22 protein-coding genes and 1 pseudogene are annotated in these 26,358 nt (G+C 61.6%); 19 read left to right on the top strand and 4 right to left on the bottom strand.

The features are described 5' to 3' along the window. Positions 1–241: 241 nt before the first annotated feature. From ribH to AC0VX3_RS18255, 5 genes are all read left to right on the top strand, one after another. Entirely contained in the window at positions 242–691 is a 450-nt protein-coding gene (gene ribH, locus AC0VX3_RS18275) for a 6,7-dimethyl-8-ribityllumazine synthase (protein WP_475521703.1), read from the top strand. A gap of 5 nt (positions 692–696) precedes the next feature. Further along, entirely contained in the window at positions 697–1,218 is a 522-nt protein-coding gene (nusB, locus tag AC0VX3_RS18270) for a transcription antitermination factor NusB (protein WP_475521702.1), read from the top strand. Between the two features lie 2 nt (positions 1,219–1,220). After that, on the top strand, positions 1,221–2,219 hold the full coding sequence (thiL, locus tag AC0VX3_RS18265; RefSeq protein ID WP_475521701.1) for a thiamine-phosphate kinase: 999 nt from the start codon (positions 1,221–1,223) through the stop codon (positions 2,217–2,219). Positions 2,220–2,338: 119 nt separating this feature from the next. Then, positions 2,339–3,562 carry an MFS transporter gene (locus AC0VX3_RS18260; RefSeq protein WP_475521700.1) on the top strand — a complete coding sequence of 408 codons (1,224 nt, stop codon included), beginning with the start codon at positions 2,339–2,341 and terminating at the stop codon, positions 3,560–3,562. 217 nt (positions 3,563–3,779) lie between these two features. Next, positions 3,780–5,915, top strand: coding sequence for a sodium-translocating pyrophosphatase (locus AC0VX3_RS18255; protein WP_475521699.1), 2,136 nt, complete (start codon positions 3,780–3,782; stop codon positions 5,913–5,915). Positions 5,916–6,077: 162 nt separating this feature from the next. Here AC0VX3_RS18255 and AC0VX3_RS18250 read toward each other — a convergent pair whose 3' ends face one another. Next, entirely contained in the window at positions 6,078–6,515 is a 438-nt protein-coding gene (locus AC0VX3_RS18250) for an outer membrane protein assembly factor BamE (RefSeq protein ID WP_342894087.1), read from the bottom strand. A 131-nt stretch (positions 6,516–6,646) separates the two neighbouring features. On the opposite strand from AC0VX3_RS18250, the gene AC0VX3_RS18245 reads away from it, so the two are divergent. The 6 genes from AC0VX3_RS18245 (at position 6,647) to AC0VX3_RS18220 (ending at position 11,169) form a co-directional block, all read left to right on the top strand. Then, complete coding sequence (locus tag AC0VX3_RS18245; protein ID WP_348148382.1) at positions 6,647–7,195, top strand: ubiquinol-cytochrome C chaperone family protein; 549 nt, start codon at positions 6,647–6,649, stop codon at positions 7,193–7,195. A 42-nt stretch (positions 7,196–7,237) separates the two neighbouring features. After that, a complete protein-coding gene (locus AC0VX3_RS18240; RefSeq protein ID WP_475521698.1) occupies positions 7,238–7,828 on the top strand; it encodes a YceD family protein in 591 nt (196 codons plus the stop codon). A 222-nt stretch (positions 7,829–8,050) separates the two neighbouring features. Then, on the top strand, positions 8,051–9,115 hold the full coding sequence (gene plsX / locus AC0VX3_RS18235; protein WP_348148376.1) for a phosphate acyltransferase PlsX: 1,065 nt from the start codon (positions 8,051–8,053) through the stop codon (positions 9,113–9,115). Beyond that, on the top strand, positions 9,112–10,089 hold the full coding sequence (locus AC0VX3_RS18230) for a beta-ketoacyl-ACP synthase III (protein WP_475521697.1): 978 nt from the start codon (positions 9,112–9,114) through the stop codon (positions 10,087–10,089). The genes plsX and AC0VX3_RS18230 overlap by 4 nt, the downstream gene beginning before the upstream one ends. Before the next feature lie 144 nt (positions 10,090–10,233). After that, positions 10,234–10,548, top strand: coding sequence for an integration host factor subunit alpha (locus AC0VX3_RS18225; protein ID WP_342894371.1), 315 nt, complete (start codon positions 10,234–10,236; stop codon positions 10,546–10,548). Positions 10,549–10,557: 9 nt separating this feature from the next. Beyond that, entirely contained in the window at positions 10,558–11,169 is a 612-nt protein-coding gene (locus tag AC0VX3_RS18220) for a MerR family transcriptional regulator (protein WP_475521696.1), read from the top strand. Between the two features lie 143 nt (positions 11,170–11,312). On the opposite strand, the gene AC0VX3_RS18215 is transcribed toward AC0VX3_RS18220, so the two are convergent. Together AC0VX3_RS18215 and AC0VX3_RS18210 are read right to left on the bottom strand one after the other, a co-directional pair. Next, complete coding sequence (locus AC0VX3_RS18215) at positions 11,313–12,512, bottom strand: glycerophosphodiester phosphodiesterase family protein (RefSeq protein WP_475521695.1); 1,200 nt, start codon at positions 12,510–12,512, stop codon at positions 11,313–11,315. Positions 12,513–12,578: 66 nt separating this feature from the next. After that, positions 12,579–13,814 carry a cytochrome P450 gene (locus AC0VX3_RS18210; RefSeq protein ID WP_475521694.1) on the bottom strand — a complete coding sequence of 412 codons (1,236 nt, stop codon included), beginning with the start codon at positions 13,812–13,814 and terminating at the stop codon, positions 12,579–12,581. A 270-nt stretch (positions 13,815–14,084) separates the two neighbouring features. Between AC0VX3_RS18210 and AC0VX3_RS18205 the strand changes: the two genes are divergently transcribed. Together AC0VX3_RS18205 and AC0VX3_RS18200 are read left to right on the top strand one after the other, a co-directional pair. Then, positions 14,085–14,273: a hypothetical protein gene (locus AC0VX3_RS18205; RefSeq protein WP_348148363.1), complete on the top strand. Its 189-nt coding sequence runs from the start codon at positions 14,085–14,087 to the stop codon at positions 14,271–14,273. 194 nt (positions 14,274–14,467) lie between these two features. Further along, entirely contained in the window at positions 14,468–14,641 is a 174-nt protein-coding gene (locus AC0VX3_RS18200) for a hypothetical protein (protein WP_475521693.1), read from the top strand. A 163-nt stretch (positions 14,642–14,804) separates the two neighbouring features. Here the strand turns inward: AC0VX3_RS18200 and AC0VX3_RS18195 are convergent, their stop codons facing one another. Then, positions 14,805–15,647: a universal stress protein gene (locus AC0VX3_RS18195; RefSeq protein WP_475521692.1), complete on the bottom strand. Its 843-nt coding sequence runs from the start codon at positions 15,645–15,647 to the stop codon at positions 14,805–14,807. Between the two features lie 288 nt (positions 15,648–15,935). Between AC0VX3_RS18195 and AC0VX3_RS18190 the strand changes: the two genes are divergently transcribed. From AC0VX3_RS18190 to AC0VX3_RS18165, 6 genes and pseudogenes are all read left to right on the top strand, one after another. After that, entirely contained in the window at positions 15,936–18,656 is a 2,721-nt protein-coding gene (locus AC0VX3_RS18190) for a cation-translocating P-type ATPase (protein ID WP_475521691.1), read from the top strand. A gap of 286 nt (positions 18,657–18,942) precedes the next feature. Further along, a complete protein-coding gene (locus AC0VX3_RS18185) occupies positions 18,943–19,431 on the top strand; it encodes a universal stress protein (RefSeq protein WP_475521690.1) in 489 nt (162 codons plus the stop codon). Between the two features lie 414 nt (positions 19,432–19,845). Beyond that, on the top strand, positions 19,846–20,700 hold the full coding sequence (locus AC0VX3_RS18180; RefSeq protein WP_475525201.1) for an ABC transporter substrate-binding protein: 855 nt from the start codon (positions 19,846–19,848) through the stop codon (positions 20,698–20,700). Between the two features lie 80 nt (positions 20,701–20,780). Continuing rightward, a complete protein-coding gene (locus AC0VX3_RS18175) occupies positions 20,781–22,382 on the top strand; it encodes an amino acid ABC transporter permease/ATP-binding protein (RefSeq protein ID WP_475521689.1) in 1,602 nt (533 codons plus the stop codon). Between the two features lie 97 nt (positions 22,383–22,479). Continuing rightward, complete coding sequence (locus AC0VX3_RS18170) at positions 22,480–23,721, top strand: acetamidase/formamidase family protein (RefSeq protein WP_475521688.1); 1,242 nt, start codon at positions 22,480–22,482, stop codon at positions 23,719–23,721. 86 nt (positions 23,722–23,807) lie between these two features. Next, positions 23,808–26,130 (top strand): annotated as a pseudogene (locus tag AC0VX3_RS18165) (acetamidase/formamidase family protein). The last annotated feature ends 228 nt before the right edge of the window (positions 26,131–26,358 follow it).

The following is a 26,358-nucleotide window of genomic DNA, read 5'->3' as shown; positions in this document are numbered from 1 at the left end:
CCAGGCGTCATTGGCGCGCACCTGGGGTGGAAGACATCATTGCGCCGGGATGCGCGCGGACCGCCTTGCGCGGGACCGGACTGTCCCGGGCAAATGAAACGCTGTTGATGAGACACGCTCAGAACCGATTTCTCAAGCTCGAGCGTGTTGGCCGCCCGGAATGGCCGGTCTGCACGAATGGCACTGGACAAACCGGGGCGGACGTGGTTCCTGTCGCGGCCTTACACAGGATTTGACAGCTATGAGTGCAGCACCGAAACTGCTGATCATCGAAGCCCGCTTCTATGCGGATCTGGCGGATGCGCTGGCCGACGGCGCGATCAAGACGCTTCAGGCCGCCGGCGCGACGTTTGACCGGATCGGGGTTCCCGGCGTTCTGGAAATTCCGGCCGCCCTGTCCATGGCGCTGACCGCGATGGAAGGCGACGGCGAATTATACGACGGTTTCGTTCTGCTCGGCGTCGTGATCCGCGGCGAGACCACGCATTACGACATTGTCGCCAATGAATCGAACCGTGTGATCATGGATTTGATCGTCGATGCGGACCTGGCGGTTGGAAATGGTATCCTGACCGTTGAAAACGACGAGCAGGCATGGGCCCGCGCGAAGGCCGACGACAAGGACAAGGGCGGTGCGGCAGCCCGCGCGGCCCTCGACATGATCGCCCTGCGCGCCCGTCTTGGAGTATAAGAAGAATGACCGGTAAGGCCGATCCGGAGAACCCGGCAGGAACGACCGTTCGTCCCGCCAACAAGCGTGGCGTGGCACGGCTTGCCGCCGTCCAGGCGCTTTACCAGATGGATGTCGGCGGGGCACCGCTCACCAGCGTGATCAGCGAATTCACCGCCTTTCGCCTCGGCAAGGAAATCGATGGCGCCCAGTACCGTGATGCGGACGAACAGTGGTTCAAGCAGATCGTCGCGGGCGTGGTCGAGGACCAGAAGTTTCTCGACCCCTATATTCACACTGCGCTTGAGAAAGACTGGCCGCTGAAGCGGATCGACAGTCTGCTGCGCGCCATTCTGCGGTCCGGTTCCTATGAGCTGCTGCGCCGCAAGGATGTCCCGCCCAAGGTGATCATTTCCGAATATATCGATGTGGCCAAGGCCTTCTTCGAGGAGGACGAGCCCGGTCTCGTCAATGGTGTGCTCGATCGTCTCGCCCATGAGTTGCGCGGACCGGATTTCGAGACCCGCAAAGCGGACGGCGCCTCCTGACCATGGGCGCGGACCGGCCAGGCGAGTTTGAACTGATCAGCCGGTTCTTCGCACCCTTGGCGCAGGATCCCGGCAGTCTTGGCCTGAGCGACGATGCGGCGGTGATCACACCGGCAGCCGGCCGTGACCTGGTGCTGACCAAGGACCTGCTTGCTGCGGATATCCACTTTTTCAGCGATGACGCGCCCGAGGCGATCGCCGCAAAGGCGCTTCGGGTCAATCTCTCCGATCTGGCCGCCAAAGGCGCGCGTCCACGCGGTTATCTTCTGGGGCTCGCTCTGCCCGATGCCTGGACGACCGAATGGCTGGAGCGGTTCTGCAAGGGTCTCGCCGCAGACCAGGCGGCCTATGATTTTCCGCTGCTTGGCGGCGACACCATCCGCTCCGGCAACGGCCTGCAGGTTTCCATTACCGCAATCGGTGAAGTGACCAGGGGCAAGGCCGTCCGCCGCTCCGGTGCGCGGCCCTCGGACCTCATCTTCGTGACCGGAACGATCGGGGATGCGGCCGCTGGTCTTCAGGCACGGCTCGATCCGGATTTCCGCAGGCGTCATGGCGTGAGCGCGGAACAGCAAGCCTTCATTCTGGACCGCTACCTGCTGCCGAGGCCGAGAACCCGGATCGCCGGTCTGCTCACCGAATGCGCCAGCGCGGCGCTGGACGTGTCCGACGGACTTGTCGCCGATTGTGGTCATCTGGCCGTGGCATCGGCAGTGGATGTCACGCTCGACGTTGGCAAGCTGCCCCTGTCTGATGCGCTGCGGCATCTGAGGGACAAGGCGCCGCCGGTCTTCAGCCGCTTTCTCAACGGCGGCGACGACTATGAGGTGCTGGCCAGCATCCCGGAGGAAAGAGCTGCCGCATTCGCACAGGACGCGGCGCGTCTCGGCTGCCCGGTCACTCAGATCGGGCATGTCACGAAGGGAAACGGACAGGTCGTGCTGACGCGGGACGGGCAGGAACTGGCCGTGAAGGAAGACGACGGCTTCCGGCATTTCTGATTGTACCCTATACCGTCTTGAGTTTGCAGCAGAGAGCGTGTTCGTGAACCCGCTGTTCTGCATCACCTGTGCGTTCCGTCCCGGCCGAACGCGCCGATAGCCGAGATCGAGACTTGCCGATGACCGCCCATCCGATGGACACCTTCGTTGACGACAAGATGGCCAGGCGCAATGCGCTTCTGCTCGCGTTTGCCCAGGCCCTTGGCGGGGCGTCCGCCTCCATCGTCATCGCGACGGGGCCTCTGGTCGGCTACATGATGCTGGATGAGGACAAGGCACTTGCGACGCTGCCAGTCTCTACCATGGTCCTCGGAACGGCCTTCGGCACCATCCCGGCGGGAATGATCATGCGCCGGTACGGCCGCCGTGCCGGCTTCACCGGCGCCTCGCTGCTGGGCGCTGCGTCCGGTGTGCTCGCGTCCTTCGCTGTCTTTCAGGATCTCTTCTGGCTGTTCGCGCTTGCCTGCTGCCTGGGTGGTTTCGCCGGCGCGTTCGTGCAGCAATACCGGTTCGCCGCCGCGGACACGGCCAGCGACTCGTTCAAGCCGAAGGCCATTTCCTGGGTTCTGGCCGGTGGCGTGCTCGCGGGTGTGGTCGGACCGCAGACGGTCATCTGGACCAAGGATCTGTTCGTGCCGATCCTGTTTGCAGGGACCTATCTGGCGCAGGCGGTCCTGGCGCTGATTGCATTCTGCCTGCTCATGTTCATCAAGATCCCCAGGCCGCCCCGCATCAGCCACGCCCAGGCGGGCGGCCGGCCGTTGCGCGAGATCATGGCCCAGCGCCGGTTTATTGTCGCGGCCGCCTGCGGCATCTGTTCCTATGCTCTGATGAGCCTCGTGATGACGGCAACGCCGCTGGCCATGATCGGATGCGGCTTGTCGGAGACCGATGCCGCCCTCGGCATTCAGTGGCACGTCCTGGCCATGTTCGGACCAAGTTTCTTTACCGGCAACCTGATCGCCCGCTTCGGCAAGGAGCGCATCGTCTCGATCGGGCTCGCCCTTCTGGCAGGGTGTTCGATTGTCGCCCTCATGGGGGTCGAGCTTGCCCATTTCTGGACCGCGCTGGTCCTCCTCGGACTCGGCTGGAATTTCGGCTTCATCGGGGCGACCGCGATGCTGACCGATGCCTATAGGCCCGAGGAGCGGAACATGGTGCAGGCCGTCAACGACTTTCTGGTGTTCGGGTTCGTCGCGACCGCCTCGTTTTCCTCCGGCGCGCTGCTGAACACCTTCGGCTGGGCAACGATCAACATGCTGGTCTTTCCCTTTGTGGTCCTGAGCCTCGGGCTGCTGGCATGGCTCGTTCTGGCAGAAAGAAAAGCAGGTACAATCAGTTAAAGTGTCTGTTGAATTCCATTTCGTCAGCGCAGCATATTTACTGCACTGCATCAAAAAATACCGCAGCGGAACTATGAAATTAAACAATGTGAGAGCTTGACGAAGCGCTCCGAATTGCTGCTATCGTGTGCTTCCTTCACGCCGGGGAATTGGGGTGGAGGCCAGTCAGGCGGAAAAACGACAAGAAAATCAGTCCGCCACACCTTTGGGAGGAAGCATGATCGAGCTTGTCGTCATCATTTGTGGCCTACTGTCTCTCGCCTATGGCGCGTGGGCCATCCAGTCCGTCATGGCGGCGGACGCCGGAAACGCGCGCATGCAGGAGATTGCCGAGGCAATCCAGGAAGGCGCCCGCGCCTATCTCAACCGTCAGTACACAACCATCGCCATCGTCGGCGCCGTTGTTTTCGTGATTGCCTGGCTGCTGCTGGGCGGGCCTGCGGCCATCGGCTTCGCGATCGGCGCGATCCTTTCGGGAGCCGCCGGCTATATCGGCATGATGGTTTCCGTCCGGGCCAATGTGCGCACCGCCCAGGCGGCCAGCCAAAGCCTTGGAGCAGGACTGGAAATCGCGTTCAAGTCCGGCGCGGTCACGGGCCTTCTGGTTGCCGGACTGGCGCTTCTCGGCGTGGCTGTCTACTACACGCTCCTGACCCGTATGATGGGCTTCGCCCCCACGGACCGGACGGTGATTGACGCGTTGGTTGCCCTGGGCTTCGGTGCCTCGCTCATTTCCATCTTCGCCCGCCTCGGCGGCGGTATCTTCACCAAGGGGGCCGATGTCGGCGGCGATCTCGTCGGCAAGGTGGAAGCCGGCATTCCGGAGGACGATCCGCGCAACCCGGCCACCATTGCCGACAACGTGGGCGACAATGTCGGCGACTGCGCCGGCATGGCGGCCGACCTGTTCGAAACCTATGCGGTGACGGTGGTCGCAACCATGGTTCTGGCGTCGATCTTCTTTACCGGATCGCAGGCCATCGACCTGATGATGTTGCCGCTCCTGATCGGGGCAAGCTGTGTGGTCACGTCCATTATCGGCACGTTCTTCGTCAAGCTGGGCAGCAACAACTCGATCATGGGCGCGCTCTACAAGGGCTTCATCGCAACGTCGGTCCTGTCCGCGGTCGCGCTGGGTGTGATCATATTCGGCTGGATCGGTGCCGATACCCAGTTCACCACATCCGGCAACGTCACGTTCACCGGCTTCGACCTGTTCGTCTGCGGCCTTGTCGGTCTGGTGGTTACCGGTCTGATCATCTGGGTGACGGAGTATTACACCGGGACGGAATACCGTCCGGTGAGATCCATCGCCCAGGCTTCCGTGACCGGTCACGGCACCAACGTGATCCAGGGTCTGGCCGTGTCTCTTGAGGCAACGGCCCTGCCGGCGATCATCATCATCACCGGGATCCTGGTCACCCATGCCTTTGCCGGTCTGTTCGGCATCGCCATCGCCGTCACCACGATGCTGGCGCTGGCGGGTATGGTGGTCGCGCTCGATGCCTTCGGTCCGGTAACGGACAACGCCGGCGGCATTGCCGAAATGGCCGACCTGCCGGCCGAGGTGCGCAGCACCACGGACGCGCTGGATGCGGTCGGCAACACCACCAAGGCTGTGACCAAGGGCTACGCCATCGGTTCCGCGGGCCTCGGTGCCCTGGTGCTTTTCGCCGCCTACACGGAGGATCTGAAACACTTCTCCAGTACGGCGACGGAAGGCTCGATCTTCTTCGGCATCAATGTGGAGACCCTGTTCTCGCTGTCCAACCCCTACGTGGTGGCGGGCCTGCTGTTCGGCGGTCTTCTGCCCTATCTCTTCGGCGGCATCTCCATGACCGCGGTCGGACGGGCCGCCGGGGCGGTGGTGGAGGAAGTCCGCCGCCAGTTCAAGGAGAAGCCCGGTATCATGGAGGGCACCGAGCGGCCGGATTACGGCCGGGCGGTGGACATGCTGACGAAGGCCGCGATTCGCGAGATGATCGTGCCGTCGCTGCTGCCGGTCCTGTCGCCGATCTTTGTGTTCTACGTCGTGCGCGCTGTCGCCACTCCGGCGGATGCGTTCGCGGCGCTCGGGGCGATGCTGCTCGGTGTGATCGTCACGGGACTGTTCGTGGCCATCTCCATGACCGCGGGCGGTGGTGCCTGGGACAACGCCAAGAAGTCCTTCGAGGACGGCTTTACCGACAAGGACGGTGTCGTTCACCAGAAAGGCAGCGAGGCCCACAAGGCCTCGGTCACCGGTGACACGGTCGGAGATCCCTACAAGGACACGGCCGGTCCGGCGGTGAACCCGATGATCAAGATCACCAACATCGTCGCCCTGCTGCTGCTGGCGATCCTGGCGCATTGACGCGGACCAAAGGACCGGACCCGATCGACTGAGATCGGGCCGGTGCTCCGAAGCGACCCGGCAAATAGAAACACCCCCGGACCATCAGGACCGGGGGTGTTTCAGTTTGCGGTGCCGGCGCTGTGATGCAGTCTGCCAGGCACCGTATTGCGGGAATGGCTGTTAAAGGCCGAGGCTCGGGCTTGCAGCGCCTTTCAGGATCTGCGTCAGGAAGCCGTAATCCGCACCGCCCGTCCGGGTCTTGCGGCTGACGATGTCCACGATCTTGCCGTCCTGCAGGGAATAGTTGCCCATGTCCTTGACGAACCCGTCATCGTCGAAATAGACCGCAACGACCCGTTGCTCGACGATGCTGGGTGCCATGAAGGCCGTGGTCGCCGTCTTCTGGGAGATGTAGTAATAGGCATCGCCCGCAAGGCTCGATGTCGTTGAGGGCGAGCCAAGGACCAGTTCCACCTGTTCCCGGCTGGAGCCCACCTGCACCTGGTTCAACATGTCACTGGTAATGACATGGCCATGAGTATAGGTAGAGGTAAAACAGCCGCCGAGCGGTAGCGTGACCAGAAGCGGAAGGATCAGGGCGCTTGCCTTGAAGTTCATCTAAGAATTCCCGTTACGCCAGACCGGACTGACTGCTTTTGCCGGACTGACTGCTTTTGAATGTCATTGCTTCGCAGAGTCACTATCGTGGGATAGGGCGCAAGGCAACACCTGACTTTGAAGGAGACGCCATGTTCTTTGGCCTGTTCCGCCGCCGGTCCCGCGATGCCGAGCACAAGATTTATTGTGAAATCGTGGCTCAAGCGCGGCAGCCTGTCTTTTACACGGACTTTCTTGTGCCCGACACCATCGATGGCAGGTTCGACCTGATCGTGCTCCATGCCGTGCTCTTTTTCCGCAGAATGCGCGGCGAGGGCGCGGAAGTCTCGGAGTTTTCGCAGGCCGTGTTCGATATCTTCTTCAATGACATGGACGGGTCCCTTCGTGAACTGGGCGTCAGCGACACGCGTGTTCCAAAGAAGGTCAAGGTCATGGGCGAAGCCTTTTATGGCCGCGCGGACGCCTACATTCCGGCAATCGAGGCCGGTGACGCCGCGCAGCTCGCGGACGCCCTGGGACGCAACATCTACCCCGACACGCCAGAACCGGTCGCACAGATGCGCCTGGCGCACTATATGCTGAGCGCGGCGGACAGGCTGGATGCACAATCGGTCGAGACCCTCATGGCAGGGCCGGTCGCCTGGCCCGACCCGGAGCTTTTCAAGGCGTTGGAAGTCTGATCTAGAATTGGCCGCAAAACGGCCCCAAGGACAACAAGAGCAATGACAGCAGACACGTTCCCCTATTCCTACAAGATCAATGCGGTCTCGGTCGTCGACAAGGATGGTCAGGTCACGGTCGCGCCCGATGCGGACGGGCGCAAGGCGATCGCCGACGCCTTCAATCTTGTCGGCGTCGACGATCTCGTGGCCGATTTCCTCCTGAAGCCCTACAGGAAGGCCGGTCTCAGGGTCGTCGGACCGGTGACGGCCGACATCCGGCAGACATGCGTCGTGACGCTCGAGCCCTTCGAAAGCCGCCTGGGGATAGCTGTCGACCGGACGTTCGAACCGCATTCAAGCCGGCCGCGCAAGACCAGGGATCTCAATGACGACGGAGAGATCGAGATTGATCTGGAAACGCTCGATCCGCCTGATGTCATTCTCGACGGCGTTCTGGATCTGGGGGCGGTCATCTGCGAGGAACTGGCCCTTGCGCTCGACCCCTTTCCGCGCAAGCCGGGTGTGGCGTTCGAGGAAAGCGCCGGTTTCAGCGGCGGCACCCAGGGGGAGGCGGCCGAAACGCCGGAAGACAAGCCCTCGCCATTTGCCGCGCTGCAGGCCCTCAAGGAAAAACCCGTCAAGGGGAAATGAGATGTGCTGTGGGCCGTTTATCCCCGACACACGGAGCTGTGGAGCGGGTTTTCAACGTCAGAACCGTGTCCGTTCAGGAAAACGGTTGTCAGCCCTGCCAAAAGCGTTATGTTCGCGCCCGTTCTTGGCACTCCAGCCTGGGCTTGTGCTGAGCGGGCAGCACAATTTTGGAGGCTCCGATCGGTGCTGTTCCTGGTAGTCAAACCACAAAAGACATTCTAGATGGCGAAAACCATTCCGATTTCTCTGGATGCCATGGGCGGCGACAACGGGGCTGAGGTCGTCATTCCCGGGGCGGAAATCGCGCTTGTCCGCCATCCGGATATCCGCTTTCTTCTGTTCGGCAACGAGAACGTCATCAAGCCTCTTCTGGAGCAGTATCCGCGCGTTCGCGATGCCTCGACCTTCCATCATTGCGAGGTCTCCATTGCGATGGATACCAAGCCAAGCCAGGCCTTGCGCCAGGGCCGCTGGCGTTCGAGCATGTGGCGCTCGATCGAGGCAGTGAAGACGGGGGATGCATCCGTCGCCGTCTCGGCCGGCAACACCGGCGCGATGATGGCCATGTCGAAATTCTGCCTGCGCACCATGGCCAATATCGACCGGCCTGCCATCGCCGCCATCTGGCCGACCATGCGCGGCGAATCCGTCGTTCTGGACGTGGGCGCCACCATCGGCGCGGATGCGCAGCAACTGATCGATTTCGCCATTCTCGGTGGCGCCATGGCGCGCGCCCTGTTCGGCGTTCAGCGTCCGAGCGTCGGCCTTCTCAATATCGGTGTCGAGGAAGTCAAGGGACTGGAAGAGGTCCGCACGGCCGGTCGGCTTCTGCGCGAAACGCCGCTGCGCTCGCTTCGCTATGCCGGGTTCGTGGAAGGCGACGACCTGGGCAAGGGCACCGTTGATGTGGTCGTGACCGAAGGTTTCGCCGGCAACATCGCGCTGAAGACCGCAGAGGGGACGGCCAAGCAGATCGGCAGTTACTTGCGTTCCGCGATGAATCGCACCTTTATGTCGAAAATCGGCTATCTCTTCGCCAAGGGTGCCTTCGATCTGCTGCGCGAGAAAATGGATCCGCGCAAGGTCAATGGCGGCGTGTTCCTGGGACTGAACGGCATTGTCATCAAGAGCCATGGCGGCACCGATGCCGAAGGTTATGCCTCGGCCATCGATCTTGCCTACGACATGGTCAAGAACGAACTGACCCACAAGATCGCCCAGGATCTTGTTCATTACCATCGTGGCCGCTTCGCTGAAGCCGCGCCGACATCGGAAGGTGATTTGTGAGCGTAATCCGTTCAACAGTGACTGGCTGCGGGAGCTATCTTCCGGAAAAAATCCTGACCAACGAAGACCTGGCGAAATCGGTCGACACGACCGACGAATGGATCGTCCAGCGCACCGGCATCACGCAGCGCCACGTCGCTGCCGACGGCGAGGTAACGTCCGATCTGGCTCTGGAGGCCGCTCGCAGGGCACTGGAAAGTGCCGGCCGGGACGCCCAGGACATCGACACGATCATTCTGGCAACGGCGACACCCGACAACACCTTTCCGGCAACGGCGGTGACGGTGCAGTCGCGGCTCGGCATCTATCACGGCGCCGCCTTTGACGTGCATGCCGTGTGCTCGGGCTTCGTCTATGCACTGACAACAGCCGACGCCTATATCCGGGCCGGCCTGTCCAGGCGCTGCCTCGTGATCGGTGCGGAAACCTTTTCGCGTATTCTCGACTGGACCGACCGGACCACCTGCGTCCTGTTCGGCGACGGCGCCGGAGCCGTGGTGGTGGAAGCTTCCGAAGGCGACGGCACCAATGCGGACCGGGGGGTGCTGACGTTGCATCTGCGCTCCGACGGCCGCCACAAGGACAAGCTCTATGTGGACGGCGGCCCGTCCACGACGCAGACCGTCGGTCACCTGCGCATGGAAGGCCGCGAGGTCTTCAAGCATGCGGTCGGCATGATCACGGATGTCATCGAGGACGCCTACAAGGCCACGGGCCTGACCTCGGACGACCTCGACTGGTTCATTCCGCACCAGGCGAACAAGCGCATCATCGATGCGAGCGCCAGGAAACTTGGCATCGCTCCGGAAAAGGTCGTGACCACGGTTCAGTGGCACGGCAACACCTCCGCGGCCTCCATTCCTCTGGCTCTGGATGTGGCCGTCAGGGACGGGCGCGTCAAGAGGAACGACCTCCTGATGCTCGAGGCCATGGGCGGAGGGTTTACCTGGGGCTCGATGCTTCTGCGCTGGTAAGGTTCCTTTCCGCCGGTGCACGACAATTCGTATGACGGCATCTAGTTCCGGTTGACCGACCCGCCTCAAGGCCGTACCGTGTGGTATTGCATTGGAGTTCTCTTGCAAAATCAGCCAGATCGCTGGCGTCCTCGAGGAGGGGTTATGGGCAATCGGACTATTACCCGGGCGGACCTGTGTGAAGCCGTCTATCAGAAAGTGGGCCTCTCGCGTACGGAATCGTCCGAATTGGTCGAACGTGTACTTTCTGAAATTTCCGACTGTCTTGTGACCGGAGAATCGGTAAAATTGTCAAGCTTCGGTTCATTTGTGGTCCGCTCCAAGGGGGAGCGTATCGGCCGCAATCCGAAGACCGGCGAGGAAGTGCCTATTTCACCGCGCCGAGTGATGGTGTTCAAGCCATCCAACGTTTTAAAGCAGCGGATCAATGATGCGCTGACGGGTCAGACCAGCAAATAACAAGACCGTATGAGCTCGCAGGACAAAAGCCCCGACGCCTTTCGCACCATAAGCGAAGTCGCTGAAGACCTGGACTTGCCGCAGCATGTTCTGCGCTTCTGGGAAACCAGATTTTCCCAGATCAAACCGCTCAAGCGGGGCGGAGGACGGCGCTATTACCGGCCCGATGACGTCGAATTGCTCAAGGGAATTCGCCATCTTCTCTATGGCGAGGGCTACACCATCAAGGGCGTCCAGCGCATCCTGAAAGAGCAGGGGCCGCGCTTCGTCATGCAGATCCGGCACGAACCCGTCCCTTCGGTGCCGGCCGTCGCTTCCCGGACAGATCCTTCCGAAATGGCTTCTGCTGCAGGCACGCGCGAGCAGGCCGCCGCGGCGCATCCGGTGCCGAACGGCCAGCAGGAAACGCTTCCGAGCGGTGTTCTGGCGGAGGAGACACTGGACGCGGCGGAACATGCCCAGCCAGGCAGTTTCAATATCCTCGGCCGGTTGCGCGGCGAAAAGCCGGCGCCGAACGGACCCGCGGCAGCGTCCGCCGTGACGAAGGAAGATATCCGCCGCCTTCAGGCCACCCTGTTTGAATTGCTTGAGTGCAAGCGCGCACTTGACCAGGCGCGCTGAAGCGGCATGCAGCCTTTGGCCGGCCCCATTGTTCCGGTCATGTGAAGCAAGTCCCGGAATAAATCACGGTTTTTGCCCTGGGTTTTTGCCTTGGGTTTTGGCAAAGCATCCGCGCAGCATCTTCAATGCCGGACCGGTGCATGTCACTCCAGACCCATGCAGGACGCATAGAAACTCGTCGTCGCCGGCCAGTCCGAGAATATGCCACGGACACCGACGTCGCGAGCCAGAACGTCAACGACTTCCAGCATCCTGCCGTCGCCATCGATGGCCTCGCTGATGCTCTGGTAATACCAGCCACCGCCGGAAGTCAGCGGACCCGACCGCTCCAGCGTCCAGGTAATGATTTCGAGATCGGCGGCCTTTGCGGCGCGCGCATAGGCTGACGGAACGATCCGGCCGTCTTCAAGGGTGAGCAGAACGAACAGGGGCGGGGCGATATAGTTGACGCCCATCGTCTTCAGCTCTTCCATCGACGGGGAGAATGTCTCCGGGTCGGCCGGGTCCAGGTCGCGGCGTGCGTCGAGGAACACAGCCTGTCTGCCGAATTCCGGTTCGTTCCCGATCCAGTAAAGCACATCGTCCAGGCTGAAGGACTGCGGGTAAACGTCTTCCGGCGGAACGCCGGCGGCCTTGTAATCGTCGATCAGGGCCTGGGCATAATCGGCTTGAGAATAGCCCTCGAACGGCATCGCGACCTTCGGCGCTTTCAGTTCCGGCATGAACTTCACACCGAGCTTCCTGAATAGATCAATCGATTCCGCATGGGTCATCAGCGTGCCCGTTCCGGCATAAAGCTCGGTGCGCCACGGCGCGGTGCCGTCGAGATAGGCCTTTGCGGACTGTGCGGACGTGTCGGCACCATCCATCTTGCCGCGCAATGACCTGAATTCCTTCAGGCTCAGGTCCGAGGTCCGGCACTCGGCGGAGGCCGGGGTGTCGCCCTTGGCCGGGGTAAAGCCCTGCGTGCATTTGCCGGCCAGATCCGTCACCAGGATATCGGTCGTCGTGTGCAGGTCGTTCTGGGAATGCCTGCAGACCAGTTCCTTGTCCCTGGTGAAGGTGACGTCGCATTCCACGATGCCTGCGCCCATTAGGCTGGCCGCACGGTAGCCTTCTTCCGTGTGCTCGGGAAATTGCAGCGGCGCGCCCCGGTGGCCGATGGAAAACAGCGTGGGTCTGACCGGTTGGCCGATACAGGCCGCGAGCCGGTCCTTAAGCGGTCCGTCTTCCATCTGGCTGACCAGCCAGGCGGGCCGTGGGCCGGGATCGGCAGCTTGCGCAAAGCCTGCACAAACAGGTGCCAGGGCAAGGAAGGACGCGAATGCCAGGGTGAGGCGCATGATGTTATCCAGACTGGAGAGACTTGAGACAGGAATACCGGTGCGCCGGGACCACGGCAAGCATGTTCAGGTGGCCTGCCAGCGAATTCGAAGCGCCTGCGGCCCACGGACCGAAAGTCCGCGTTTATAGCGCACCTCCGGTTCTGCCAGCTCGATGGACCTGAACCGTTTCAGCAGCGTCGTGAAGATGATGTCCATGTCGAGCCGGGCAAGATGGTTGCCAAGGCAGAAGTGGGCGCCGCGGCCGAAGGCAATGTGCCGGTTGGGCGTCCGGCCGGCATCGAAACGGTCGGCGCCGGGAAACTGCGCGGGGTCCCGGTTGGCGGCTCCGTAAAGAACGCCGAACTTGGTGCCACGCTCGAAGGACTGTCCGCCGATCTCGACATCCTCGGTGCAGTAGCGGTGGAAAAAGGGCAGGGGCGCCTCGAAGCGGAACATCTCCTGCACGGCCGTCTTCATCAGGCCGGGGTCGTCGCGCAGGCGTTGCATCTCCCCTGGAAACATCAACAAGGCATGCAGACCGCTGCCGAGCACGTCGATGGTCGAACCGTGTCCCGCCATCAGGATCAGCATGGCGGTGGAGATGAACTCGTCGTGGCTCATCTGACCTGTCCGTTCCGCCTCGATCATCAGCGACAGCAGGTCATCGCGCGGATCCACCGCGCGCGCCGCTTTCAGCTCCAGAAGATAGTGATAGAACTCGGTCGTGTTCTGCTCGGCCAGCGCCTTGCGCGCATCGGAGCGGTCGATGTCGAAATACTGGACGATGTTTTCCGACCAGACCCGCAGTTGCGGGCAGTCCTCGTCCGGCACCCCAAGCACACGGCCGATGATGTGACCGGGCACGTGGGCCGCCAGGTCGTCGGTGAAATCGATCTCCGTTCGCTCGGCCAGGCGATCGAACAGGCCGTCGACATAGGCCTGGATGCCATCCCGGAGCCTGCCGACCATCACCGGCGTGAACAGCCTGAACACCTGCTTGCGCAACCGGTCATGGACCTCTCCGTCGCTGTCCAGCAGGGAAAATTGCACGAACCGGGAATGGTGCGGCATGTCGTGCCAGTTCTGGGCCCGTTTCTGAGCTGCGATCTCGTCCGCGTCGGCAATCTGGTCCATGGAGCGCACCATGCTGTCGTGCAGGACAATCTCCGACACGTCGTCGTAGCGGGCGGCCAGCCAGACATCGAAATCCTCGAACCATGTCAGCCCCTCCCGGTCACGCAGCGCTGCATAATAGCGATAGGGGTCCTTGGCGAAGTCGTCTGAAAGCGGGGTGAAGGAAAGGTCTGTGGACGGGCTCATGAGGGACTCTTGGGGCGGTGCATCATCGGATAGACTTGTGATTCTTGGCAGGGTCAAGGATTTGACCTGCCGGTTGCAAGGCAAAAATCGGTTCCCGGCAACCGGTGTCTGCAATTTTTCAAGGTTCCCCCGGCTTTGAGGACAGGGCCTGGGGATAGTGAGGAAATGGCAGAACTGACGATATCGCGCGGCGCGTGAAAACCTGACTGTTTCTGAAGGCGGTGCCGACTGTGCCCACTGGATGCGTGCCCCGAAGGACATGAGACCGCAATGCGTGTGCCGAAGGCATTTTCTGAAGAGTATCAGGTTTTTCTGCGCGAGACCGGATTCGACAATCCGGATCCGCAGGCGTTGCTGATGGAACTCGCCTCGCTCTCCATGGAAGTCTATCTGAAGGAGATCGCCTGGCTGTCGGATTTCGTCGGCCGGGTCCAGCGGGCGAAGCGCGAGGCAGCCTGAACGCCTCGGCGGACAGGGTGGCTGTCTCCGCAGCCCACTCTTCCACGCGGCTTTCTTCACCAGGCCCCTCGATGTCTCGACGATCCGGGTCACACAGGCGCGCTGGTATCTGCATGTTGACGCCGATCAATGCACCGGCGGTCTGGACGTGGTCCCATCTCCACAACGAGCGATCCGGTTTGTGGAGACGAGAAATGGCGCAAGATACGAAAGATACGGGAAAAAACCTGAAGAGCGACGACATGTCGAAGCAGGACCGGAAACATCGGGAAGACCTTCTCGACGAAGCCCTCGATGAATCGTTTCCAGCCAGCGATCCCCCGGCGATGGTGGAGCCGACACCACATGCAAAGCCGAATGACGGCTAGGGTTTTCCGGTTCCGGATTAGAAAACAGCCGCCTGCCTGTTCATCACGTCCTCCTTGCCGCCATCGGCGGTGAGGCCGCTAGAACAGCGGGGCCTTCCAAGGTATCGGCGGCCCCTCCAGCGCGGGGCGGCATGAAAACGCGGCATCCCGCACGCCCGGCCTGTCAGCGCGACAGCAGCAGGGGAACGTCGCTGTTCTCGAGCATTTCCGACGTCGTGCCCCCCAGGATGTTCTGGCGGAGCCTGGAATGCCCGTAGGCGCCCATGACGATCAGGTCGCTCTTGAGATCCCGGGCCGTCCCGAGCAAAACCTCCGAAACCGGCTTTCCTTCGGAGGCGACGGTTCTGACGGTGAGCTTCAGCCCATGCCGGGACAGGATCAGCGCCATGTCGCTGCCCGGTTCCTGGCCGTGATCCTCCTCGCCGACCACCGGATCCACGACAAGGAGATCGATCTCCTGTGCCTTTTTCAGAAACGGCAGGGCATCGCTCACCGCACGGGCGGCTTCCCGGCGGGCGTTCCAGGCGATCATGATTCGCTGGCCGGACGTCTCCGGGGCCGAAGCCTTGGGAACATAAAGGACGGGACGGCCGGAATCGAACAGGGCGCCATCGATGGCATTTTTCTCGATCGTGTTCAGGTCCTGCTCGGCGGTGCGCAGAACCACCGCCAGGTCGCAGTAGATCGCGTGGCGCGCCACCAGATTGTCCTCCCGTTCCGTCGAGGACAGAAAGGGCCGAAGGTCATAGGAAAGGCCTTCGCGCGCGAGCAGCTGGTCCATCCGCGTGTTGACCTCGGCGAGTTCCACCTTGCGCTGGTCGCACTCTTCGGACCAGATCTGGACAAAGCCGTGCCCGCCGTATCCGTAGAAGGGAAGGTTCGGCACCTCACCGATATTGAGGACGGTCAGGTGAGCATCGTGCGTGCGGGCCACGGCGGTGGCCAGCCTGATATTGTCCAGAGCTGTCTTGAATTCCGTGATCGCGAGGATTGTCTTGATGGACATGGCCTGTTTCTTTGCAAGGGAGGAAGTGCCGGCCGGCTGACCGGGAGAACGAGTATCACCGGCATGATGTGCCGGGCACAAGCCGGGATCAAATACTTACTCGCCGATGGGTGCGGCGGCGCATGTGACGCTGCGGTTTCCTGTGCCGCGGAAATGGGACCGGGCCGGAGCCCCGCGTGATGAGGTCCAACCCGCCCCGAGATACGGATTGCTACCTACTTGGCGAAATGGGGGCACCGCTCGAGACTGCCGCCCTTTGGCGGCGACGAACCGGAAGGCGTGACACGCGTGACAACTGAGGCAACCGGAAACCTGGAGACTGCGTTTGCTCTTGACGCGGCGGAGATCGCCGCGCGCTGCAGGACGCAGCCCTCGCTCGGGCTGACGGCGGCCGAAGCCGCGCGCCGGCGCCGGATCCATGGTGCCAACCGGTTGCGCGAGCACAAGACCCGGAGCACGGCACTCATCCTTGCCCACCAGTTCACCGGCATCATCGTCTGGCTGCTCGCCGGCGCGTCGGTCCTGTCGTTCATTCTGGGAGATCTCGCGGATGCGATCGCGATCGTGATCGTGCTGCTGCTCAATGGCGCGATCGGGTTCTTCACCGAGTTGCGCGCCGCCCGGTCGATGGAAGCGCTCATGCGCATCACCCACGTGCGCTCGCGCGTGCGCAGGGACGGGCAGGTCCGGGAGATCGATGCGCATGAACTGGTCCCGGGCGACGTTGTCGTCCTTGAAGCCGGTGACGTGATCACCGCGGACCTGCGGCTTGTGAAGGTATCGAGCCTCTTTTGCGATGAATCCCTTCTCACCGGCGAATCCGTGCCTGTTGCGAAACAGACCGACGCCATTGCACCCGGCACCCATGTGGCAGACCGCACCAACATGGCGTTCAGCGGAACGTCGGTCACCCAGGGGCTCGGGGAGGGGATTGTGGTTGCGATAGGGATGGCGACGCAACTGGGCCATATCAGCACGCTCACCGAGGCGGCGGACGCAGAAGCCTCTCCGCTGGAGCAGCGTCTCGACACGCTCGGCCACAAGCTGGTCTGGCTGACGCTGGCGCTGGCCGCGCTGACCAGCCTGGCGGGCATCATGTGGGGCAATTCCATTCCCGACATGATCAAGACCGGCGTGGCCCTGGCCGTGGCGGCGATCCCCGAAGGGCTTCCGGTCGTGGCAACGCTCTGCCTGGCGCGCGGCATGTTGCGGATGGCGGCCCGCAACGCGATCGTCACCCGGCTTTCCTCGGTGGAAACCCTCGGAGCGACGACCCTTGTCCTGACCGACAAGACCGGCACCTTGACGGAAAACAGGATGTCGGTGGTCAGCTATCTGCTTGACGGCGGCAACGTCGAGGTCGCCCGCGACAGATCGGGCGATCCGTTCCCTGCCGTGGCCAGCGGCGGCGATCCTGCCGGATCGGACAGCCTGACCTGGGCCCTGAGGATCGGCGTCCTTTGCAACACGGCCGAGCCGGTCGAGCACGACGGGGGAGCCCGGATCGGCGATCCCATGGAAATCGCCCTGCTGGCCGCAGCCGCCAAGGCGGACCTCACGCGGGCGTCGCTTGCCGGCGAGTTCCGGCAGGTCAGGCAACATGCATTCGATCCCGTTCGCAAGATGATGGCGACGGTGGTGTCCCGGGAGGACGACAGCGTTTACGCTGTGAAGGGCGCACCGGAATGCGTTCTGGAAGTGTCGCGGTCGGTTTTGACCGCCGATGGCGCTCGGGAAATGAGCGACGGGGATCTCGACGATTGGCGCGAACGCGCCGGACACGCGGCAAAATCCGGGTTGCGGGTTCTGGCCCTGGCCATGAAGACGGCGGCATCGCCATCCGAGGATCCCTACGAGGGACTGACGCTGGTCGGGCTGGTCTGCTTTCTCGATCCCTTGCGCGCGGATGTTCCGGCCGCCATCAGGGCCAGTCTGGACGCGGGCGTGCGCGTCGTCATGATGACCGGGGATCACGCGGACACCGCCGCCAAGATCGCACAGCAGGCCGGTCTCGGCACTGGTCTGGGCACCGGTCTGGGCACTGGGCCGCTGAAGGTGCTGACGGCGCGCGACCTTGCCGGCATCGACCCGGAAACGGCCGATGAGCAGACTCAGGAACGGCTGCTTCAGACGGATGTCTTTGCCCGGGTGGCGCCCGACACCAAGCTCAAGCTGGTGTCGTTTTTTCAGGACAAGGGCCATGTCGTTGCCATGACTGGCGACGGCGTCAATGACGCCCCGGCGCTGAAACAGGCCGATATCGGGATTGCCATGGGACTGCGCGGAACTGAGGTGGCGCGCGAGGCATCCGACATCGTTCTGAAGGACGATGCCTTCGCGACGATTATCGCGGCCATGCACCAGGGTCGCACCATCTTCGAGAACATCCGCAAATTCGTGATCTACCTGATGTCGTGCAATGTCAGCGAAGTCCTCATTGTCGGCATCGCCGTCGGTGTCGGTCTGCCGGTGCCGCTGCTGCCGCTGCAGATCCTGTTCCTGAATCTTGTCACCGATGTCTTCCCGGCCTTTGCGCTGGGTCTCGGGCAGGGAGACGACGCCACCATGCGGGAACCACCGCGCGATCCGGCCGAACCGATCGTCGACAGGTCGAGATGGATCCAGATAGGCCTGCTCGGCGGCGCGATCACCGGCGCGACTCTCGGTGCCTTCGTGTCGGCGCTTTTCTGGTTCGAACTGGGCACCGGGAAGGCGGTGACCGTCGCGTTCCTGACCTTGGCCCTGGCCCAACTCTGGAACGTCTTCAATGTCAGGCGGCCGTCCGCGGCCTTGCTGCGCAATGATGTCAGCACAAATGGTTTCGTCTGGGCCGCGCTGGCGCTCTGCATCGGCCTGCTGGCACTCGCATTGGGACATTCAGGTCTTGCCGGTGTCCTGGGCCTGCAATGGCCCGGAACCGAAGGGTTTGTTCTTGCGCTCTCGATGAGTTTCCTGCCGCTTGTCTTCGGCCAGATCCTGCTGGTTCTGTCTCATGCCAGGGAAGGGTGATCATGTTCCATCTGACCGCCTTTGGAGGCCCTTCGGCCAGACGCGTGAAGCAGGGTGACGCGGTGTATCGGACAGGACGCGCAGAGCCGCCCGAAGGACCTCCAGGCGGCGCTTCACCGGCAATCCTGGTCGACTGTCGGGCACAGCTCGGCGGATCGGGCGCTTGCTCAACCAGCGCCAACCGGCGTAAATTCCAGCCGGACTCACGTCGCCGCTGGATATCGGTCGGTGGCAGGTCAATTGTCCCTCGTGTTATCCGTCAATTTCCAAGGTCACTCGACACAACATGCAGAAAATCCTGTTGCCGGTGGACGGTTCCATCCACTCGATGAAGGCCCTCAAGATTGCTTCGGATCTGACCGCGAAGTATCAGGGACGCCTGTATATTCTCCACTCCTTGCTGCGGGGCAAGGATGCCAGTGGCCTGATGGCGCTGGATATTTCCAGTCAGTTTGAAAAACCGTTGCAACAAATCCTGAACAAGGCGATGTCCGCGAACATGGGTCCGGCTCCCGACAAGGTTCTGTACAAGATCGGCCAGATAATTCTCGATCACTTTGGAGAAAAGGCCAGAGCCCAGGGAGTGGCGTTTGAATTGTTGCCGATCGTGAGCGGGAAGCCTGCGGATGAGATTCTCAAGATGCAGGAAGAGATCGAAGCCGGCACCATTGTCATGGGTGCCCGCGGTGTCACCCCGTCCGACAGCTCCACTTTCGGCAGTATTTCCCAGGAGGTGTTCAGTCGTGCCCAATGTACCTGCATATCGGTAAAATAGGCCGGAGCCCTGTGGACCTGTCACGGATTGATTCCGCCCCGAGTTCTCATTTAAGCGGCCCTGGCTTCGAATGCCAATGGGCTTTGGACCTGTCACGGTTTGATGCTGTCCCAAGTTCTCAAAGTTAAAGTGAATATCGAGTAGAGCTAAAAAACAATCATATGGCCATTTATTATGCATAGAATGTGTAATATTTGATCATTTATAGTAATTTCCTAAGTTTTCCAACAATATATTACAATAAAAAGTGCGGCTGCCGACAACGCAGATATTCAGAACTGTCTTTAAGCTCCGGTTGTCAAATCCAGACAACAGCTTTTCACCCAGCTAACGGAGCGATAAATGAAGATTACCGGGACAACACGCACACATTCGCTGGCCAGATCGAGTGCAGGCGCCTTCTTCGCGGTGACCATGATCGCAACCGCTTTCGCCGGTTCGATTCTGACCGCAACGGCTTCGGCGCAGGCCGAAACCGCGATCCCTGCCGCCTGCGCGGATCTGCAGGCCAAATATCCGGACCTGAAGGGTAAGACCCTGGTCAATGCGATAAACCCGCATACACCAGGCTATGAGTCGATTGATCCGAACGATCCGACCAAATACATCGGTTTCGACATCGACCTGGGCGAAGCCATCGGCGATTGCCTCGGTTTCGATCTGACCTACAAGGCGGTCACCTTCGCGGCCCTGCTCACCACGCTGCAGGCCGGTCAGGCCGATATCGTGATCTCGGACATCTACGCCACGGTCGATCGGGCGAAGGCTGCCGACTTCATTACTTATCTGAAGGTCTTCGACGGCGTTCTGGTCGCCAAGGGCAACCCGAAGGGCATCGACGGCATCAACACCACCATGTGCGGCGCGATCGCAGCCGAAAACACCGGCTATGTGGAAGTGCCGCTCATCGAGGCGCTTGCGGCGGAATGCGAGAAACTCGGCAAGCCGGCTCCGGAAATCCAGCTTTACGAAAACAACGCCAACTGCATCCAGGCGATCCTGTCGGGACGCGCGGACACCTATGTGAACGACGTGAACACCGTCGACGGTGCCGTGAAGGCCTATCCGGACCAGCTTGAAAAGGCGACGGCGGTCACCCTGCCGTATTCCGTCGGCATCGCCGTTCCACGCAACGATGTCGAATTCCGCGATGCGGTGATGGCGGCCCTGACAGAAATCCAGAAATCCGGTCTCCAGGTCGAACTGATGAAGAAGTGGAACCTGCCGGAAGACCAGCTGGAAACGCCGAAGCTGGTGCTTGCCGAATAGGGTTCCAACTTCGCGAAAGAGCGGTCCGGGCGCAGCCTTTCCGGACCGCTCCGACAATCCGGAAACAGGCGCAGGCTTTTATGGATCTCTTCCTTCACTACCTCACCCAACCCTATCTGATGACCGGGATCGTCTACACGGTCCTGATCACTTTTTTCGGCTTGATCGGCGGCGGCTTCCTGGGGATCGCCCTGGCCGCGATGCAATTGAGCCGATTTCGGGCACTTTCCGTTTTCGCGCGTATTTATGCGGTGATCTTCCGGGGGACGCCGCTGATCCTTCAGATGATCTTCTGCTACAATGCGCTGCCGATGATTGGCATCAAGCTGACGGCTCTGGAGGCGGCAAGTCTTGCGCTGGCGCTCAACGAGGCGCCCTTCATTGCCGAGATCATCCGCGCGAACATCATTGCCGTGGAGCGCGGGCAGGCAAGCGCCGGCCAGGCTCTCGGCATGACGCCGATAGTTACCATGATCCGCATCGTCGCGCCCCAGGCGTTCCGCACCATGGTGCCCGCGCTCGGCAACGAGGCCGTCAGCGCGCTCAAGAACTCTTCACTCGCCTCGGTCGTCTCTGTTCAGGAACTGACCCTGCGCAGCACGCAGCTTGCTTCGGCGACCTTCGATTTCTTCTCGATCTTCTTCGCCTCCGGGCTGATGTATCTGGTTCTCGCCGGCAGCATCGCGGTCATCCAGATTATCGTGGAGATCATGCTGGATCTGGATCACCCGGACCCAAAGGCGCGGTTCGCGCGGCTTCTGCCCTGGTATCGCGCGCCGCTTCCAGTGGAGGCGGAGCCCGCCGGGGGCGAGGACACCGCGGCAGTGCCGCTGCCGCCCGCCTCGGGCAAGGCGATGGCGCCTCTCGACAGGCGCAAGCGTGCGCAGGCAATTTCGGCCAATCGGCCAGCTGTCGAAATCGAAAACCTGATCAAGAGCTACGACGGTCGCAAGGTGCTGGACGGTCTCGACCTGACCGTTCGCCTTGGCGAGGTCGTGGCGCTTCTCGGACCGAGCGGATCGGGCAAGAGCACGCTGCTGCGCTGCATCAACCGTCTGGAATCCTGGGACAGCGGGACGATCCGCGTGCTCGGGCGTCAGCTTGGCGTCGACGAAAACGGACTGAAGCTCACACCGGCGGCCATCGCCAACGCCCGTGCCGCCGTGGGTGTGGGCATGGTGTTCCAGAACTTCAATCTCTTCGGTCATCTCAGTGCCCGCGAGAACATCGCCGGTCCCTTGCGCTGGGTGCAGAAAGCTTCGCCCAGGGAAGCCGGCCGCAGGGCGGACGAGCTTCTGGAACGGGTCGGACTGACTTACCGGGCGGATGCGCTGCCGCGGCACATGTCCGGCGGCCAGCAGCAGCGGGTGGCAATCGCCCGGGCGCTCGCGCCCAATCCGGCGGTGCTGCTGCTCGACGAGCCGACGTCGGCGCTCGACCCGGAACTCGTCAGCGAAGTGCTGGAGGTCATCCGGCGGTTGGCTGTCGAGGACGGGCTCACAATGCTCATTTCGACACACCAGATCAGCTTTGCGAAGGACGTTGCCGACCGGGCCATCTTCCTCGCGGACGGGGCGATCGTCGAACAGGGCCCCGCCGAAAAGATGCTCAGCGCGCCTTCCAACAGCCGCACCCGCCAGTTCCTGCAGATCATGAAGGAAGACCCGGAACTCGTTGGCTGAGACCAGAGCCGCCTGGTCGGCGGCGTCGACAGCACACCAGTCAGGCCGCGTCCGCGAAGCCTGTAAGAAAAACATACCCTGACGATCGGAGACCCTGATGACCCATCATACTCTACCTGCTACCGCTGACACCGTTCACTGGGGCTATTTCAGCAAAACGCTCGAACCGCAACTGACCATCAAGTCCGGCGACCGGGTCACGATCGAAACGATCACCCATCATGCCAATGACGATCATGCCCGCATGATCGCAGGGGATACGGCGGCCGAAGAGATCTTTCTCTGGACTGCCGAGGAAAAGACGATCAAGCGCCGCGGGGCAGGCCCGGAAGACGGACCGTATCAGCATGGCTCCGGCGAAGGTCTCGGCGTCCATCTCCTCACCGGTCCTGTCGCGATCGAGGGCGCTGAACCCGGGGACGTGCTCGAGGTGCGCATCATAGATGCCTATCCACGTCCTAGCGCCAGCACGGCGTACAAGGGACGGTTCTTCGGTTCCAACCCGTCGGCCAACTGGGGGTTCCAGTACAACGACTACCTGGAGGAGCCAAAGCCGCGCGAGGTGGTGACGATCTATGAACTGGACATGAGCGAGCCGCCCACGGTCTCCGCGCTCTACTCCTATCTCTGGACGCCGCAGACGGATCCGGACGGTATCGTTCATCCGACCATCGATTATCCCGGCGTGAGGGTCGACCACGACACGATCACGAAGAAGGAAGGCATCCTTTCCGGTGTAAAAGTCCCGGCCAGGCTTCATTTCGGCACCATGGGTGTCGCCCCGGCGGAAGCCGATTTCGTCAGCACCATTCCACCGAGCTATACGGGCGGCAACATGGACGACTGGCGGATCGCGAAGGGCGCACGGATGTTCTATCCGGTTGCGGTGCAGGGCGCGCTCTTCTCGGTCGGCGATGCGCATGCCTCCCAGGGTGACAGCGAGCTCAGCGGCACGGCCATCGAGATTTCGTTGACCGGCGAATTCGAATTCATTCTTCACAAGAAGGCGGATCTGCCGGGTACCGTGATGGAAGGGCTCGATCACCCGCTTCTGGAAAATGACGACATTTGGTCCGTCTACGGTTTCAGCGTCACCAATTACCTTGCCGAACTCGGCCCTGATTCTCAGTCCGAAATTCTCAAGAGCTCGAGCCTGGATAATGCCATGCGCGATGCGTTCCGGAAATTGCGCCGGTTTCTGATGACGGTACATGGCCTTACCGAGGACGAGGCGATCTCTCTCATGTCGGTGGCGGCTGACTTCGGCATCACCCAAGTGGTCGATGCGAACTGGGGTGTCCACGGGAGCCTCCGGAAAAGCGTCTTTAAGTGCTATTGAGAAAGGGGCTGTTATTCCTTCCTTCGCAGGTGCAATATAAAATGGCCGGTTCCTCAGAGGTGCCGGCCGGCACCTTGGATCAGGGAATGAATATCAGGCAGTTCATCAGCGAATCCTATCCGCTCGATACGCGAGGCCATGCCTGGCAGGACGTGCTTGCCGCCCTCAGTCTTGGCTCGGACTCGCCAGAAGCGGACTTCGATCATTTCGCAGCTGCGCTCATTCTTGGGCAGGCGGACGGCGTGCTGCTGGGCAAGCTGACCGCAGCCGCGCAAATCCTGAAACCGATGTCGCGCAAGGGCCGGTTGCCTCTCGTCCTGATGTCGCTCGATGAAACTTTCGAAGTGACGGCGGAAACGGGCGGTTTTAGGGTCGGGCCGGGTGAGGGCGTGATGCTTCCGGCCGACAGGGCCTGGGAAGTTGTCCTTGATCAGAACACAAACCTTGCCGTCTTCTCTCTTTCGGAGGCCGCGTTGCACGGCCAGCGTTTCGGCCTGTCTCCGCTCGTCTCACCGATGCCGGTCACCGCAAGAGGGGTCGGCAACGTTTTTCTCCAGTCACTGCGGGCCGCGGCATCGGAACTCGAAAGGCTGAGTGACCTTGAATGGCAATCCGTTGAACAGGTGATTGCCGATCTGTACCTGACGGTTGTCATCTCGGCTTCCTCGTCGGCAGCCGATACAAGTGTGAATTCCAGCCAGGCCGCATTGTTCAGCAGGCTGACGCTCGCCATCGAACGCAGGTTCGCGGAGCCGGAACTCTCCGCCAGCAAGATCGCCCGGCAGGAAGGTATTTCCGAGCGCTATCTGCAGAAGCTCTTCGAGCAGAACGGCGAGAGCTTTACCCACTATCTCAGGGAGCGCCGGTTGCAGCATGCGCGCATGGCACTGGTCGCGCCGGACGAGTTGCGCATTCCCATTTCCGAGGTGGCCTACAATTGCGGCTTTACCGATCCAGCGAATTTCAACCGGCTGTTCAAGGAGCGTTTCGGCTTTCCGCCCGGTGCCTTCCGGACCAATCACCTGAAGAGCCTGTTGGAAATCTCCAATACAGAGCAGCGCGGCTGGCCGGTGAAGGCACTGACCGACCGCAAGACCAGGAAGCGCAGTGCCGTCGGCGGAGCACAGTTTGACGACATCGAGCTTGCCGAAATGCCGGACACAGACGGAACGCATCATGTCCTGCCGGCAAATTCGAAGACGGTGCACTGGGGTTATTTCGGCCGGTCGGTGCGCCCGGTCCTGGAAATCTCTTCCGGAGACACTGTCGAGGTGGAAACGCTGACCCAGCACTCCTCCGACGATCCAGAGCTCTTCATCAAGGGCGATGCTGCCGCTGAAGACGTTCTTTTTCTGGAATGCGGAAAAGAAGAACGTTGACCGGCGCGGCGCCGGGCCGATCGATGCCTCGGTCTACGGCCGCGGGGCAGGCGAGGGTTTCGGCGTGCATGTCTGCACTGGGCCGATCTATGTGAACGGGGCCGAGCCGGGCGACGTACTGGAAGTGCGTATCGACGACATGGTGCCGCGTCCGAGCGGCAATCCCGATTACGAGGGACGCTATTTCGGCAGTTCCGTCGCTGCCTGGTGGGGGTATCAGTACGGCGAATTGCTGCAGGAGCCGAAGCCCCGGGAAAACGTTTTTGTCTATGAAATCTTTCCCGATGGCGATGGCGGCGGTTTTGCGAGGGCACATTACGCCTATCGCTGGACACCGCAGAAGGATCCCTTCGGTGTCATCCACAAGACCTATGACTACCCGGGTGTGCCGGTAGATCCGGCTACGATCGAAAGGCTGTCGCCAGTGCTTTCCGGCATTCGCATTCCGCTTCGACCCCATTTCGGGGTCATTGCGGTCGCGCCGCGTGAGGCCGATCTGGTCGACAGCGTGCCGCCGGCCTATTTCGGCGGCAACATCGACAACTGGCGCCTCGGCAAGGGGGCGTCGGTCTATCTGCCGGTCTCCGTGCCGGGCGCCCTGCTTTCCATCGGCGATCCCCATGCCTCGCAAGGGGACGGGGAGGTTGCCGGCACGGCCATCGAATGCTCCATGACCGGTCGGCTGACGGTCGTCCTGCACAAGAAGGGCGGGATTTTTTCCGACCTCACCTATCCGTTGATCGAAACACCCGAAGAGTGGGTGCTGACCGGTTTTAGTCATCCGAACTATCTTGCCGAATTCGGCGTCAAGGGACAGGGCGAGGTCTATGCCAAGTCCTCGCTCGACCTTGCCATGAAGGATGCCTTCCGAAAGACCCGCCGGTTCCTGATGAGCACCCACGGACTTATGGAAGATGAGGCCATTATGGTGATGAGCGCGGGGGTCGACTTCGGCGTCACCCAGGTCGTCGACGGCAACTGGGGCGTTCACGCAATCATCCGCAAATCCATCTTTTTTGACCGGGGCTGAAGACCGAGGCCTGATTGTTCAGGCGCGGTTTCTAAAAGGTTACCAGGCATGAATTCAGCGTCAAATGCTCGTCCATGGACTCATCAACGCGTAGCGATGCGCCGAAAGCGCTTCATCCGATTGAAGAATCGCTCAATGTTATTTCGATGACGATGATATCTCCGCCGAAAGCGGTCACCTGAGCTCCCCCCCCCCCCCGAAATTCGGACACTGACGTAAGCAACGATT

It is taken from the genome of Roseibium sp. QJM3NY_11 (genome assembly GCF_056173175.1).
Note: the sequence above shows the minus strand (reverse complement) of the source record. Positions and strands in the feature narration are given on the sequence as shown.